Here is a 13,940-nt window from a genome sequence, read left to right on the forward strand (position 1 = left end):
GGTTGCTCCTCAAATGAAAAAGCGCGCCCGTGGGCGCGCGATGTGTGAAATCAGACAGTGGCCTTACGGGCGCGCAGCGCGGGCGCGCTGGTCCGCCACCGCCGCCAGGCGATTGCGGGCGCGATACAGCAGGTCCAGCTGCGCGCGCTTTTCGTCGGCCGGCAGGCTGGAACGCTCCAGGGCCTTGATCTTCGTGTTGATGGCGCGCAGCTGGCTGTCGGCGGCCTTGAACAGGGCGCGCAGGCGCAGCTGATCGTCCCCTGCCAGATCGCGGGCGCGCTCTAGGTCGCCCAGCTCACGCGCCTGGGAATACGCGGCATACACCTGGTTCACTTCCCGCTGTTCGTCGTAGAAGCGCTGGATGTACTTGCTGCTGCGCGGGTCCGCCTCCTTGACGAAGTCGCCCACCACAAACCAGTTATCAACGCGTCCCAGGTCGCGGCGGGGGTTCTCCGGCAGGCCCGACAACGGCCGGGCCAGGTAGTCGGAGACGTTGAGCGCCTGCGTGCCCAGCCAGCCGAAGTAGCCGCGCACCAGGTGCTCCAGGCGCTGCGGCGACAGGCCCAGGGTGCGGCCCAGCGCCACGGCGCCGGCGGAGGTCGATGCGGTGAAGCGGTCGCCGGCCGGCATGCGCTGCTGCGCGACGCTGTCGATGTCGCGCTCGCGGAAAGAGTCGTAGTTGAACGCGGCTTCCATCGCGGGCTTGATCGCCTGCGGCACCGGGTTCATGGCCAGTTGATCGCTCAGAATCGCGCCCACCGTTCGGCCGAAGTCCGCCAGGCGGAAATCATCGCCGCCGAACGCCAGCTCGGTGCCGCGCTCCACCACGCTGCCCAGCGCCCCAATTTCGAAGGGCTTGGGGATGTAGACGAGCCGATCCGTACCAGGCAGTTTGGTGATCCAGAACGAGTTGCGGGCCCAGTCGGGCAGCTGCTTGTAATCGTCGTCGTCTTTCATGCCCAGGTAGAGCAGCGCCGACGCCATCGCCACCGCCCCGGTGACCACGGCGAAGCGCGCCGGATCGGCGGCCGCGCCGCGGCCCAGCTTGTACATGCCCTGCAGCCGCGCATTGAAGAACGGCACGACCTGGGACAGCAGCCGCACCGCGGAGAACGTGCCGCCGGCGGTGAAGTCCATCAGATCGCGCGCGGCATAGCTCGCCTCCAGGTGGCTGCGGCCGGCCTTGCGGGCCTGCTGGTAAATGGCCGCGCGGTTGATGGTTTCGGAGCGGTCCCCCGTCTCCTGGTACCAGTCGAACGCCTTGCGCAGCGCGCGGCCCATGCCGGCCGGCGACGTGATGACGTCGTCAGGATGCGCGCCCAGCTCGTCCACCAGGCGCTTGACGTTACGGGCGTTGCCGTCGTTGAACGATCCGAACCGCACCGCGCCGCCGCCGGCCATCAGCCGGCGCCAGGTATCGCTTTCGGCTCCCGTTGCCTTCCACCCCTCCGCCAGGTTGCGCAGCGGGTTGGTCGACAGGTTGCTGTCGATCGCCATCGCCTGGATGGTATCGCGCAGCAGGTTGCGCACGCGGAATGTCGGGCTGATCGTCACGCCCACGGTCAGCGCGTGCTTGAACTTGCGCGCCGCCTTTGTGAACGGATCATTCGAGCCAACATAGTGCAGCGCTGTCAGCGCGTTCATGACCAACGGATCGGTCACCAGGTAGTGGCGTTCCTTGCCGTCGAACATGGCGCGCACGCTGCCGCGCTCGGCCTGGCGCACGCGCGAGGCGATGCCCAGCTTTTCGGCTTCCGTCAGCGCGCCCTGGGCGGCCAGGTTTTTCATGCTGGCCGACAGCAGATGGGACCAGTTGGACACCGTATTGGCCACCAGGTCGCCCAGCTTGTCGGTGCCGCCCTTGAGGCGCTTGTAGGCTTGCTGCCCCACCAGGCCACCAATCTGGCCCGGGCCCATCGTGCCCGTGGCGTCATCCTCCATGACGCGGTAGAACGGCACGTAGAACTCGCTTTCCCACAGCTTGCGCGCGCTCGGGTCCACCAGTCCCGCCTCCTGCGCCACGTCCAGCACCGAGCGCTGCAGCTCGTTGAACTGGTCCAGGGCCTGGCGATAGACCACGGATCGATCCCGGCCGTCGGCCATCTTGCCGCTGGCCAGGCGCTTGCCGACCTGGATATCCTCGGCCGTGAACAAGCGCTCGCGCGACGCGGGCTCCGCCTTCGAGCCCGGCCACTTCGCCGCCTCGGCGCGCGCCGCAGCTTCGTTGGCGAAACGCTCGGTCACGCCGTTTTCGAAACGCACCTGCCATTCGGCCGCCAGGCGCTCGGCCCGGTTTGCCGCAATCCAGGCCATGAAATGATCGTGCTCGCCATTCAGGCCGGCCAGGATCTCGGCCAGGCCCTTGCCCCCGGCGGTATCCAGCGCGCCGTCCTGCAGCTTCACCGCGCCGTGCCGCACCAGATACTCGGCGGCGCCGTCCGCCCCCTTGGACAGGCGGGCCTGCATGTAAGCGGTGGCACTGATGCCCTTGAGCGGCGCGAACTGGTCGAAGATGCCCTGCACCAGCTTGGCCTGCCAACGGTCGGAGGCCTTGGCCAGGCGCTCCTTGATGGGGTCCTGCTCGGCCCACGCGCCGATCTTGCCCAAAAACTTGTTGCGCTGACGCCGCTCGAGGTCGGATAGCGACTCGCCAGGCCGGGCAATCCGGGAGCCGCGCTTGGGCTCGCGCGGCGCGCCGGGCTGCATCGGCGGTACGCCGGCCGTCGCGGCGCCGGCAGCGGCGCGCGATTCCGTAGGCCCAGAAGCACGAAGCCCCGCGGCTGGCGGGGCTTTCTCGTCGCGGCGGCGCGATTCCTGCGCGCCAGGGTCGAACACCCAGCCGGCGCGCCCCTCGCGGTTGACGGCGGCCGCAATTTCTTCTACCGTAAAAGTACGCCCTGACGGCGTCCGATCTGCGCCCGCATTGGAAGCGGGAGTGCTTACGGCGGACGAATTGTCGGGGCGCTTTGCTTCCACCACGTCCGACAGGTCATGGTCGTAGAACAGGTGCCCGTTGGCGCTTTCCTTCACGACCAGGCGCGCCAGGTAGTCCTGCCCGGCAATCTCCACCGGCGCGTACAGCGTGTGGACCTGGCGGGTGAACGGGTCACGTTCCTTGTTGCGATTGGCTTCCGAGTGGCCCAGGATGGCCTGCTCGATCAGGCCCGGCAGCGCCGCCATCGACTGGATTTTGCTCACGCGCGCGCTGCGCGACAGCGATTCCTTGATCCCCCGCTGGCTGACCTGCACTCGCCACCCCGTGGCCAGGTTCACGAAGTCCTTACCTTTCAGGTGTTCAGCCGCCCAGGTGCGCGCGGCGTCGCGCAGTTCCTTGGCGCCCATGTCCGACGTGCCGAACTCCGAACCAGTCACGATCGTCACGCCGGCGCCGCGCTGGTCCTGGCCGCGGCTGGCGGCCATCGATGCCGCGGCCTCTTGCATGCCAGCGCTCACGCGCGCCGCCGGCGCGCGCTGCAGGAACCGGCCGGCGTCGATGACCATCTGCCTGATGTCGGCGTTGGTCAGCTTCAGGTTCAGCCCAAGGCGGCGCAGCGCCGACCGGATCTTGCCGTACAGCCGTTCAAGGAAGATGGGCCGCTTGCCCTGCTCGGCCATCCGCGCCAGCACCTCCCGGGCCCGGTTCTCGGCGGAATAATCCGGGTAGCGCAGCGTCACCGCCTCAAACGTCGCGTAATGGGGATGCTCGGGCCCGGCGTTGCGCGGGATCTGCGCGCCGTCCGGCGCGCGCGCCAGGCGGCGGACGTCGGCCAGCACGTCACGGAAGCGTTCACCCAGCAGCGCCTCGACGCCGAAATGCCCCACCACCTCATGCGCCAGCACCTGCTGCAGGCGTTCCACCGTGGGCAGGTTCTCGGCCACCAGGTAGATCCGCCCGCCATCGCGCGCCGGGTAATAGGCGCCCTCGGCCAGGGGAGACGGCTTTGCCCCTTCAGGGATTTGGTCAACGCGCTCGACAACGGATACACGTAGGCCGGCTGCGCCGGGCAGCTTCGACATGAAGTCGCGCGCCGCCTGCTCGCCAGCCTGCACAGTCACCTTAGCGGTGCCGCCGGCATCCTCCCGCGCAGCCCTCGACTGGAATACCTTGGATGTAGCCGTGCTTTGCCCAGTACTCGCCATCGACTTGCCGCCCGCGATGATGTCGTGCACTTGCACGTCGGCATCGTTCAGCATGCGGCCAAGGTTCTGTGCAGCATCAACGCTCGTAGCGGAAGATACGCTGAGAATCGCCGCGCTCGCATTCGAGCGTTCCAATCCGGCAAGCGCCTTATCGAGGCCGCCGGTGCCGCGCAGCTTTCCCATCTCGGTCGCCGTCATCGGCACAAAGGCGATGGGCTCATTCTGCGCGTTCAGCAGCATGATGCCCTCTTCCCCACCAGAGACTTCACGCATGATCTGCTTGGCGTCGTCCGGGCCGCCAATGCTCTTTGCCAGAGTGGCGCGCTGCTGGAATACCCGTTCGGTCACCGGGATGGTTGTGCCGCGTCGCGTGGGCTGCAACTTCGCCGAGCCTAGTTCGCCCGATTCCGGGTCATAGTGGCCATAATCAGACTTTCCGATTGCCAGCATGCCACGCAGTTTGACCTTACCTCCACTCGCCAGGCTCAGGTAACGCTCGGTGGCCTGGATGTCCGCTTTCGACAGCTTCGGATTGCCGCTGGGATGATTGTGAGCTAGCCAGACGTTGGCGGCCGCACGCAACCGCGCGCCGTGACCGGCGATCAGACCTTGCACAATGCCGGCGCTGCTCTTGTTACCGATGGTATGGCGCAGGATGCTGATGGGCCGGCCGTCTTTATCCGTGAAGAGCGCCACCATCTGCTCCTGCGGTGATTTGCGCAGCGACGCCAATGCGCTGGCCACCTGGTCCCGGGAGGTCAGCACGCCACCTTCGACGGGCAACCTTCCGACCTCCCTGGTTTCCACAGATACGGCGAAATTGCCATCGGGCCCGGGCTCCAAAGTGATAGCGCGTGCCGGGCTTCGGGTGCTCGGCAGCGCCTTGGCGGCAGTCGCTTGACCGGACGGTTCCGGGCTAAGCGTGCCCAGGTTCGCATCGGCGGCCGGCTTCGTGGTGTCTCCCTTCGTCATCCACTGCTTGAACGCCGGCATTTCCATGCGGGTCACCTGACCCATCCCCTTCCAGTCGGGCGAGTAGCTGGCCCGGTAGGCTTCTTCGGCCGCCTTCTGGGTCGGGTAGCCCAGCATCACCTTGGATTCATCGAAGCCGCCACCGGCCGGGTTGACCTGGTCGATGATGAACACCGGCCCACTGAAGTCGGGCGGCGTGCCCGGCCGCACGAACACGTCGACCTGATCGCCGTCGGCGCCCTCGGTACGGCGGATATAACCATAGTGGCCGGCCATCCGGTTCGCCCAGGGCGTGCCGTCCGGCGCGGTGCCGCGGCGCTCTGATCCTGCGGGGTTCTCCACCGAGATTTCCAGGCCGGACACGCGCGTGCGTCCGACCTTGTAGTTGCCGGCCTCCTTCTGGGCGTCCGTGGGCTCGGGCAGGTCGTTCAGCGGTGACGTCGCCGCTTCGTGGGCAGCCGTGTCGGTTGCCGCGCCCGGGTGCCGCTGGCCGGCTTCGGCGACGTCGGGCGTCATGCCCAAGGCGGCCCGGCGCGCCAGCTCGGCGTCGCGCTGGCCCGTGGTGGCCGCCACGCCCTCGCCGTCGACCTGGTAGACCGGGGCCGGCAGCGCGCCTCGCGCGGGTGCACCCTTGAGCGCTGCGCCCACACCTTCCTGCAGCTGGGCGTCGGTGTACGGCTGCATGCCGTTCTCGTGCTGGATGATTGCGGCCGTCAGCCCCCTCAACGTCTCCGGGTTGCTCAGGTCCAGCTGCTGGTTCGGATCAACGCCCAGGGCCTGCGCCACCTCGCGGACATACGCGCCCGTATTGTTCTCGGACGGCGGCGCCCACCGGTCGATAATCCCTTGAACCGTATCAAGACCGTGCTGGCGCTGGTAGGTCAACAGGTTGACCGCCAGGCCACGGATACCGTCCTCTGGCGTCCGAAAAGTCGCAAAGCGCGGGTCGTTGCCCTCGATCTCTCCATCGAAGCCCACGCCCTTCTGGATGTTGCCCGGGTTGTGGTTGCGGATACCGCGCGGCGCATTGGCTGGCATGCGCCAGGACTCGCCCGTGGTGAAGCCGTCGCCGGCGGCGTAACCCTCCGGCGCGGGCAGCGCGTCGCGGGAAACAGGCCCGTCCAGCACGGGGAAGGCTTCGGGCCGCTCCAGCGCAGCCGGGCCATTCACGGCATCGCGCAGCGCATTGCCGGGCAGGGGCTCGGCGGCCAGCTCCGACAGGCGCACGAAGTGCCCGCGGCCGTCGGCAGTCCGAATCCTGGCCAGCGGCTCACCGCCGGGCCGCGCCGTCGCCGCATTGCTCTCGACGCCCACGAATTCCACGGGCAGCTCGCGGCCATTCTGGCGCAGGTACACCTGCTGGCCGCGCGTGAACGCGCCGGCATCCGACGTCTGCCGACCATCCGACGCCTCCGGCTCTGCCCGTTGCTGCTCGGGCGCTTTCGCCAGCTCATCGGCGGGGACGAAAGATTCCTGGCCGTTGACGCGCACCCTGGCGTACTGCCGGCCGTCGGAGCCTACCTCCGGCTCCATCTGGACGAATTCCACCGGAACATCGTGGTCAGCGTTCTTCCAGTGGACCTGCTCGCCTTGCGCGTAGGACGCCGCGGTCTGCTCATCGCGCGGCACCGCCTCGGCCTGCGCCGTATCCGGACGGCCGGGTCGGACGATAAACCCGTTCTCGTAGCGCAGAACCTGCGCGCCCTCGCCCAGCTCTGCCGCACGCTGGCGCGCCGCGCTGGCGGTCACGAAAGGCTTGCCGCTCGCGTGCACGACGTCGCCAGCCTCCATACTCGGGGCAGTCGGCAGGCCGCGGCTGCGCGCGCCGTCAGCAGCGCCGTGCACCGCGCCCGGCCCCATACCGGCCACGAACCCCAGCGCGGCATTGCCGAACGATCCAGCCAGCGGATCGAGTTCCATGCCGGCGCCCGCGTTGATCCCTGTCTGCGTGGCGACGCCCTCGCCCACTTCCTGGGTGGCCTCTTCCGTGCCCGCCAGGCCGGCACGGCCCGCGGTTTGCGCAAGCACCCCTCGCTGACCGAGCACGCGGCCCGCCGGCGAAAGAATGCGTCCCGTCGCCGCGCCGCCCGCAGCCGTCACCGGGACTGTGCGCGCGAATGCGGCGTTCTCCGCGTCGGCGCGCACGCGGGCGCGCGCCTGCGCGGGCGCTACGCCCTGCGCGACCAGGTCGCGGTAGGCAGACGACGCGGTCGCCAGCTCCTGATCGTCCATGCCGTCGATCAACTCGCGCGCCTGCTCGATGGCGTTGCCGCCGCCCTGGGCGCCACCGGCGGCAGCGCCGGCCGCCATCCGCGCGCCGACGCCGGCCGGGCCCGCCGCAAGAGACGCCGCGATCGGGACGGCGCTGCTGCCCAGCGCGTTGAGGCCCTGCAGCGCCAGGCCGGATACGGACGGGTCGCGGCCCAGCGTCCAGGTTTCCGGCTTGTCGAGGTCGCCATCGGGCTGGGAATCGGCCTCGCGTCGCTTTGCCTCCGCCGTACGCGATGCCAGCACGCGCTCGCCCAGCTCCTGGGTGGCATCGGCGGCACCCTCCAGCGGGTTCGAAGGCAGCTCCAGGCCTGCGTCGAATGCCTGGTTCAGTGCGGTCACGCCCACGCGGCCCAGGCCTTCGGCCACTTTGCCCGCGCCGCGCACGGCGCTGCCCGCGCCCTTGATGGCGCCGCCGGCCAGCGTCTTGGGGAAGTCCACAAACTCGATGCCGCCTTCCTCCTGCAGGGGCTGCGCGAAGTCGGCAACCCGAAAGGTGAACTGCGCGGCCGTGCCGATCGTGCCAGCCGGCGCGCCGGCGTCGGAAAACTTCACGCCAAGATTGGAGCGAGCCGCATCACGGCGCGCGGTGACCTCGTCTTTGAACTCGATCCCGTCAGCGGGATTTTCAAAGTTGTTCATTCGTACCCTCTACGTTGGGGCGCCCCATTGCGGCGCGCGTGATTTCAGTTCCTTCGGTCGCGCGTGCCCAGCGATCAGCCGCGGCCTGCTCGGCCATCCGGGCCAGCTCGACATCACGTTCTGCCTGCGCCAGCAGTTCGGCGTGCTGGGCGCGCGCCTGCTCCCCAGCCTTCAGGCCGGGCGGCTTGGTGCGAAGCTGACGGACCTTGTCCTGCGCCTGGCGCAGTTGCGCGCGCGCCGCGTCGAGCTGCGCCCCCTCGGCGCTTTCGGCTGCCGGCGGCGTCGTCGGGCTGGCAGGCCTGGCGGTCGGCGGCACGGCGGGAGCGGACGCAGCAGCTTGAGCGCCGCTTGCCGGGTTGGGTGCTGCCGCCGCGGTGCTTCCATTCGCGCCACCCTCCCCGCCCTGCAGCCGCGCGCGGATCTTGTCCTGCACGTCCTTGGGGACGACGGACACCGGCAGACGTACCAGCCGGCCCTCATGCTCGACGCCGAAGCCGAATTGCCGGTCGCCCAGCTGGATGGGCATGATCTCGGCCGTACCTTCCTGCACCTGCTGCGCCAGCGAGGCCAGGTTGCCCGGGGTGAGAACCTGCCCGGCCGGCGTGCCCGCGTTGAGGCGGTTGATGTTCTCGCCCACGGTAATCAGGCCGCTCACCCGCTTGCGCTCGTCGCCTTCAAGGCCTTCCAGGCTGTCAACCTTGTTGATCCGCATCACGAAGTTGGCGAAGTCCTTGTCCGAGGTGACCATCTTGGGTTTGCCTGCCTCGCTGCCTTCGGCGCCGACGCGCATGCCCCCCTTTCCGTCGGGCACATACAGCGTTTGATCCTTGCCCACGAGGCGGGGCTTGCGCAGTTCCTCCTGCGTCTTGAGGTCGCTGGCCAGGACCAGCTCGCGCCGCTTCTGTTCCGCATCAAAGAGCAGCTTGGCCTGCTGGGCGACCATCGCCTGCTGCGCCTTCGGGTCGCTGATGCTCTGTACGAAGCTCTGGAGCATGTGTTCGCTGATGGGCTGCTGGATCGCCTTGCCGGTGGCGGTGTCGACGCCGACAAAGTCGTACAGCGGCGCACCGCCCGCCTGCTCGGGTCGGCGTTTGATGGACTTCACCTCGATGCCGCCCGGCATAAAACGGTTGACGAAGGGCACATAGGAGTTCGGGTCACCGGTCAGCTGATACTGGCTTTGCGCGGCCGCGAACGCCTCCTCTCGATGCTTGCCGATGAAGCGCTCGCGGTTGGCCAGCAGCTCCATCGCCTGCCCGGGCTCGCCCAGCTCCAGCGCCTTGCGGTAGGCCCGCGTCAGGCCGTCAGCAATCTGGCCGAACTCTCCACCCCCTAGGAAATCACCCGCCCCAGGACTTTTTTTTTCTGCCGCAGACGCCAGCGGCGAAGCACCTTGGCGAACGGAGGTGCCGGTGCCCCATTGCGAGCCAGCCAAGACGTCACCCAGCCCGACCGCGCCCATCGACGATTCGGCGCCCGCGGTCGGCGCCGTAGGAGTGGTGAGCGGCATGGCCTGCAGGCCCACGGCATTGCCCATAGCAGCCCCCGTTGCGACCGAATCCGCCGGCCGGACCATGTCCAGGCCCGGCGGTCCCTGCCGCACTTCGTTGCCGCCAGCCATCGCCGCCGCAATCTCGGCCTGGGTCCGCTTCCGGCGGTCCTCTTCTTCGCGCGCACGCTTGCGATCCTTCGACAGGTCATATACCTGGGCGATCGCCATCCCGTTTCGCAGCCCGTCCGCCAGGCCGCCCGCAAAGCTTCCGTCGATAGCCATCAGATCCTCTCCAGTCCAACCAGTCCCGCCGACAGATCGCCGGCCAATGCCGACGGCAGCGCCGCGGCTCGTTCCTCTTCACTGGGCGCGTCGGTGTGCTGCAGCCCAGCATCGCGGCCGCCTCCCCCCTTGCGCTCCAGCTTCGCCACCTTCTTGGCCAGCGCACGAATGGCGGCGTGGTGCACGCCGCTCACGCTGACCATGTCCAGGCCGACGCCAGCGGGCGCCACCTGGTCGCCAAACTGCGCCTGCATGTCCTCGGCGTACGGGCCGGCGTGCTCGCCGCCGTCAGCCACCCCCTTCCGATACTTCCAGCTCTCAACCGGCACCTTGGTGAGGCCGGCCAGCGCCTGCTCGTCGTCGACCGGCGCGCCATCCTCTTTCAGTTCCTTCGACGAAAAGGCCATCGCCCCGGCCATCAGGCCCGTGCCGATCAGCGACCCAAGCCCAGACTGGCCAGCCGCATTCGCCTGCTGCTGCATCCGCATCTGGTCCAGCCCCAGGTTGCCCATCGCGTTGAAGGAGCCGCCGGCGACGCCCATGAGCCCCTGGCCGGTGCCGGCGGCATTGCCCTGCTGGGACTGCGCTCCCATCACGCCGGTGGCGGAATTGCCCGCCTGCAGCGCCGCCTGCGACGCCGCGATCCCCGTGCCGGTCTGGTTGCGGCCGAAGCGCGCGGCGTTCTCCCGCAGGCTCATGCCCAGCAGCTTGGTGTCGTTGCGTTCCTTGTTGATGGCGCCCGCCGACGCCAGAGCCCGGGCGTTGGCCTGGTCGGTCATGGCCGTGCTGCCCAGGCTGCTGGTGGGCGAGACGCCCATGCGCGCCATCTCGCGCGAGGTCTGCGCCTGGGCGTTGTCGAACTGCCGGCCGACAGTCGCCGCGGCCAGGCCCTCACGCCGCGCTACCTCCTCGGGGCTGTCGTAGTTCATGGCCTCTTCGGCCATCCGGTTCTCGATCGGCTGGAACACGTTCTTGTACTGGTTCCATTGATCGTCGCCGCGCTCGGCGTTCTTGGAGGCCTCGCCCAGCGCGCTCTTGAGCAGCGCCTCGTACGTGGGCGCGAATTGCTCTGTGAGCTGCTGGTTCCACTCGAAATTGCGCTCGGCCAGATCCTGGGCGCGCATGCCCAGCTGCGCGTTGGCCTCCTGCGCCCGGCCGACAGCCGGGTCCTGTTTCACTTCCGTCGACATGCAACCCATTTCAGTCCCCTCGCGCGGCCGCCTCGGCCTCCAGGTTGGTCAAGTACTCGGCATACGGTTCCGCCAGCAGCCGCACCTCGACGCCAACCTGGCGCGCCCAGGCCTGGCCGCCCACCAGCAGCGCGCAATGGGTGACCAGGTCGACGTAGGAGGCCCGCAGCACGTAGGCCGTACGCTTTCCCGGCGTGCCGCCGGCGCGCTCCAGTTCGGTAGCGATCTGCCAGTTGGTGATCGCGTTGGCCAGCACCGCATTCAAATCTTCGAAGTGCGTCCGGTAGAAGGCATTGCGCGGCATGAGCACCAGCGCCTGGAACATCGCAGCGTGCACCTGGGAGTCATCGATGACCTTGTCCCGGTCGATGAGGTCGTCGTAGAAGTGCGCGACCGCGAACGCCCCGCGCAGGAACTCCACCGCGCTGGCGTTGCCACGCATCCATTCCAGCGCCACCGATTGGTCAAAAAAAGGCGCGCTCATTGGCGCGCCTTCCGGGCAGTGCGGGCCTTCCCTACCCGCTGGGGCTTCTCCGCAGTGGGCGGCGCGCCGGCATCGGCGTCGGTGCGGACATAGGCGGGGTCCACGCAAGCGGTGGTCTGGCCAGCCATCGGGGGCTGCGCGGCGGCGGACGGCTGCTGCGCCTCACCGACCGCGTCAGCGATATCACCGCCGCCAGCGGTGGCGGTCCTCACCGCGGATTCCACTGCCTGCTGCGCCAGATGGGTAACGCTCATAATCAGGCCATAGGCCAATTCCTGGGTCAGGCGGTTGCCGACGTTGGAGAGGATGACGCTTTCGATCTGCTGTTGCATGATGATCCTTGGTCGATGGAAATTAGAGGATGCCGGCTACGTCGATGATCGACACCGGTACAGGGGGGCCATAGCTCAGGAAGCCATAGCTGGTGGCGAGCGGCCGCCACCCGAGAATCGTGTAGGAGCGCCCCGAAAAACTGATGAAAAAGCCGTTGGGCCTGGCTTGGAACTCTTCCAGCCAGACGTTGGTCAGGTACCCGCCGCCGGCAGCGCCTTGCCACTGCATGCCGTCGCGTTTGTAGGACTGGTTGTACGCATACTTGCCGGTCTGCAGCCCGGAGAACTCCCAGCCCTGCGCCCAGGCGCCCGTACTGCCCTCGAAATAGTTGGGCACCGTCACGCTGCCGATGATGTCCAGCGGCCGTTGTGCCGCAGTGAATACATGGACGCCCTGGTCGTTCCATACGTCCAGCGCGCTCTGCACGGCCGGCCGGTCGAACACGTAGTATTCGCACGGCCCGCCATAAATCGCGATGCCCGCGACGCCATCCGCAGCCGACACCAGGCCACCTCCAGCGCCGTCCACAAGCGGCCGCATAAACACCACGGGATCTACCGCAGGCACCCGTACACCGCTGCTCGCAACACCGAAGTGCCGCAGGAACATGTTGATGTTGCTGGTGTCGATCAGGTTTGAACCAAACCCATCGAATACTTGCATGCCCGCAGTCATCGCCGGATTCCGTAAAGTATGGTTGTGGGGACAGGTGTGCCGGGCCGCGCCGAGGGGTACGACCAGGTGATCGTCGTGCCGGATAGCGACACCACGCACGTAATCGGGCCGTCGCCGCCAATCGGCGTATTCGGGGCCGTGGAGATCCACGGGATGCCCTGAGCCAGTTCCGGCACATTGAGGCTGCCCGCTACCCCGTTCGTTCGAATCGCGCCGAGCTGTGGATTGATGCGCCGGGTGTATGAGATCAGGACATTGCCCTGCGGGTCGTAGGTTTCAAGACCGACCGGCATTACCAAATCCCCAATCTGATGGCGAGGTTTCCATTCGCGTGATAGACCCGGATGCCATTGGCGTCGAACTCGGTGCGCTGGCCAAAGGACGCCGTGCGCAGCAAGCCGATGTTGGCGCTGATGGCAGATAGCGACGTGACGTTGAGTTTGTCGGCGGTGATCGAATAGGCACCCAGGCGGGCCGCGTTCAGGATGCCGGCGGTGATCTTGTCGGCGCTGAGGTTGGCGATGTGCCCGTCGTGGATGGCGGCGTACTGGATGTTGGCCGACTTCACGTAGGCGTCGGTGATGACCGCCAGCCTGGCCGACAGCGACGCCACCGTCAGGCGGTCCGCATTCATGCTGTTGACCGCGATGCGGTCGCCGCTCATCTCGCCGAACGTGATCTTGGCTGCCGAAAGGCTGGCGACCTTGGCGTCCGTGATGACGGCATTGCCCAGCTGCAACGTGCCGATCGAGCCGTTGGCGACGTAGAGCATGCGGATGTAGATGCCCGGCGGCACCGGCACGCCATTGATGACGGTCGGCTCCGGCACCTCATACAGCAGCGCCTTGGGATCGCCGGCGGCGGCCAGCACGTCGATCAGGTAGGCCGGGTCGAGCGACACCTCGCCAGCGGTGCCGCCCACGGCATTGAACGGGCCGACCTTCCCGCCCACCGAAACAAACCTGATCCAGTAGTAATAGGTGGTGGCCGTGTCGCCGCCCACGGGGTCCGAGTAGATCCAGGCTGTCGTCTGCCCTACGCTCACGGCCTGGGCCTGGTTATCGGTGGTGCCGCGGAAGATCTCCGCGTAGCCGAAATATGAAAAATTCGGCTTGTCCCATTCCAGGATGATCGTGCCTAGGCCCGGCGTCACCTTGAAGCCGGTCGGCGCCGGCGGAATGCCGTCGACAACGGGCGGCACGCTGGGTAGGAACTCGCCGCCCGGATTCTTCACCAGGATCGGCTTGCCGTCGGCGCCGCGCATGCTGACGACGCCGCTCTCGACCAGGTCGCCCCAGGTGACGGCGCGGTCGACCGCCCGGCTGCCCTTGCCGAAACGGGTGACCAGCGTCTGGCGCATCTGCTCGAGCATGCGGTTTGCGGCCGGATTGCCCGGCAGCTGGGCAGTCTCGATCGCCGGCAGGTCTGCGTAGCGCAGGCCGGATAGCTTCGAAGTCGCCAT

General features: G+C 68.0%; 8 protein-coding genes. All 8 read right to left on the bottom strand.

Annotated features, from left to right (window positions below):
* Nucleotides 1-63 precede the first annotated feature (63 nt).
* Genes AC1M14_RS17285 through AC1M14_RS17320 form a run of 8 tightly spaced genes read right to left on the bottom strand, consistent with a single transcriptional unit; the run spans nucleotide 64 to nucleotide 13,940 of the window.
* Nucleotides 64-8,022: an LPD38 domain-containing protein gene (locus tag AC1M14_RS17285; RefSeq protein ID WP_479730119.1), complete on the bottom strand. Its 7,959-nt coding sequence runs from the start codon at nucleotides 8,020-8,022 to the stop codon at nucleotides 64-66.
* Nucleotides 8,009-9,796, bottom strand: a complete 1,788-nt coding sequence (locus AC1M14_RS17290; RefSeq protein WP_479730120.1) for a hypothetical protein — start codon at nucleotides 9,794-9,796, stop codon at nucleotides 8,009-8,011. The genes AC1M14_RS17285 and AC1M14_RS17290 overlap by 14 nt, the downstream gene beginning before the upstream one ends.
* A complete protein-coding gene (locus AC1M14_RS17295) occupies nucleotides 9,796-10,986 on the bottom strand; it encodes a tail fiber domain-containing protein (protein ID WP_479730121.1) in 1,191 nt (396 codons plus the stop codon). Before AC1M14_RS17295 ends, AC1M14_RS17290 begins: the two co-directional genes overlap by 1 nt.
* Nucleotides 10,987-10,996: 10 nt before the next feature.
* Nucleotides 10,997-11,470 carry a hypothetical protein gene (locus tag AC1M14_RS17300; protein ID WP_479730122.1) on the bottom strand — a complete coding sequence of 158 codons (474 nt, stop codon included), beginning with the start codon at nucleotides 11,468-11,470 and terminating at the stop codon, nucleotides 10,997-10,999.
* Nucleotides 11,467-11,802 (bottom strand): hypothetical protein, encoded by a 336-nt coding sequence (locus tag AC1M14_RS17305; RefSeq protein WP_479730123.1) that lies wholly within the window; start codon nucleotides 11,800-11,802, stop codon nucleotides 11,467-11,469. Before AC1M14_RS17305 ends, AC1M14_RS17300 begins: the two co-directional genes overlap by 4 nt.
* Nucleotides 11,803-11,824: 22 nt before the next feature.
* The gene (locus tag AC1M14_RS17310; protein WP_479730124.1) at nucleotides 11,825-12,466 is read right to left on the bottom strand and encodes a hypothetical protein; all 642 of its coding nucleotides are present in this window, start codon (nucleotides 12,464-12,466) and stop codon (nucleotides 11,825-11,827) included.
* Nucleotides 12,467-12,474: 8 nt separating this feature from the next.
* A complete protein-coding gene (locus AC1M14_RS17315; protein ID WP_479730125.1) occupies nucleotides 12,475-12,771 on the bottom strand; it encodes a hypothetical protein in 297 nt (98 codons plus the stop codon).
* Nucleotides 12,771-13,940, bottom strand: coding sequence for a hypothetical protein (locus AC1M14_RS17320; protein ID WP_479730126.1), 1,170 nt, complete (start codon nucleotides 13,938-13,940; stop codon nucleotides 12,771-12,773). The genes AC1M14_RS17315 and AC1M14_RS17320 overlap by 1 nt, the downstream gene beginning before the upstream one ends.

It is taken from the genome of Achromobacter sp. SX5 (assembly GCF_056711425.1).

What these genes read in the sequence shown, in the direction of transcription:
- AC1M14_RS17285 (WP_479730119.1), bottom strand. Translation starts at nt 8,022, where the DNA reads ATGAACAACTTTGAAAATCCCGCTGACGGGATCGAGTTCAAAGACGAG.
- AC1M14_RS17290 (WP_479730120.1), bottom strand. Translation starts at nt 9,796, where the DNA reads ATGGCTATCGACGGAAGCTTTGCGGGCGGCCTGGCGGACGGGCTGCGA.
- AC1M14_RS17310 (WP_479730124.1), bottom strand. Translation starts at nt 12,466, where the DNA reads ATGCAAGTATTCGATGGGTTTGGTTCAAACCTGATCGACACCAGCAAC.
- AC1M14_RS17295 (WP_479730121.1), bottom strand. Translation starts at nt 10,986, where the DNA reads ATGTCGACGGAAGTGAAACAGGACCCGGCTGTCGGCCGGGCGCAGGAG.
- AC1M14_RS17315 (WP_479730125.1), bottom strand. Translation starts at nt 12,771, where the DNA reads ATGCCGGTCGGTCTTGAAACCTACGACCCGCAGGGCAATGTCCTGATC.
- AC1M14_RS17300 (WP_479730122.1), bottom strand. Translation starts at nt 11,470, where the DNA reads ATGAGCGCGCCTTTTTTTGACCAATCGGTGGCGCTGGAATGGATGCGT.
- AC1M14_RS17320 (WP_479730126.1), bottom strand. Translation starts at nt 13,940, where the DNA reads ATGGCGACTTCGAAGCTATCCGGCCTGCGCTACGCAGACCTGCCGGCG.
- AC1M14_RS17305 (WP_479730123.1), bottom strand. Translation starts at nt 11,802, where the DNA reads ATGCAACAGCAGATCGAAAGCGTCATCCTCTCCAACGTCGGCAACCGC.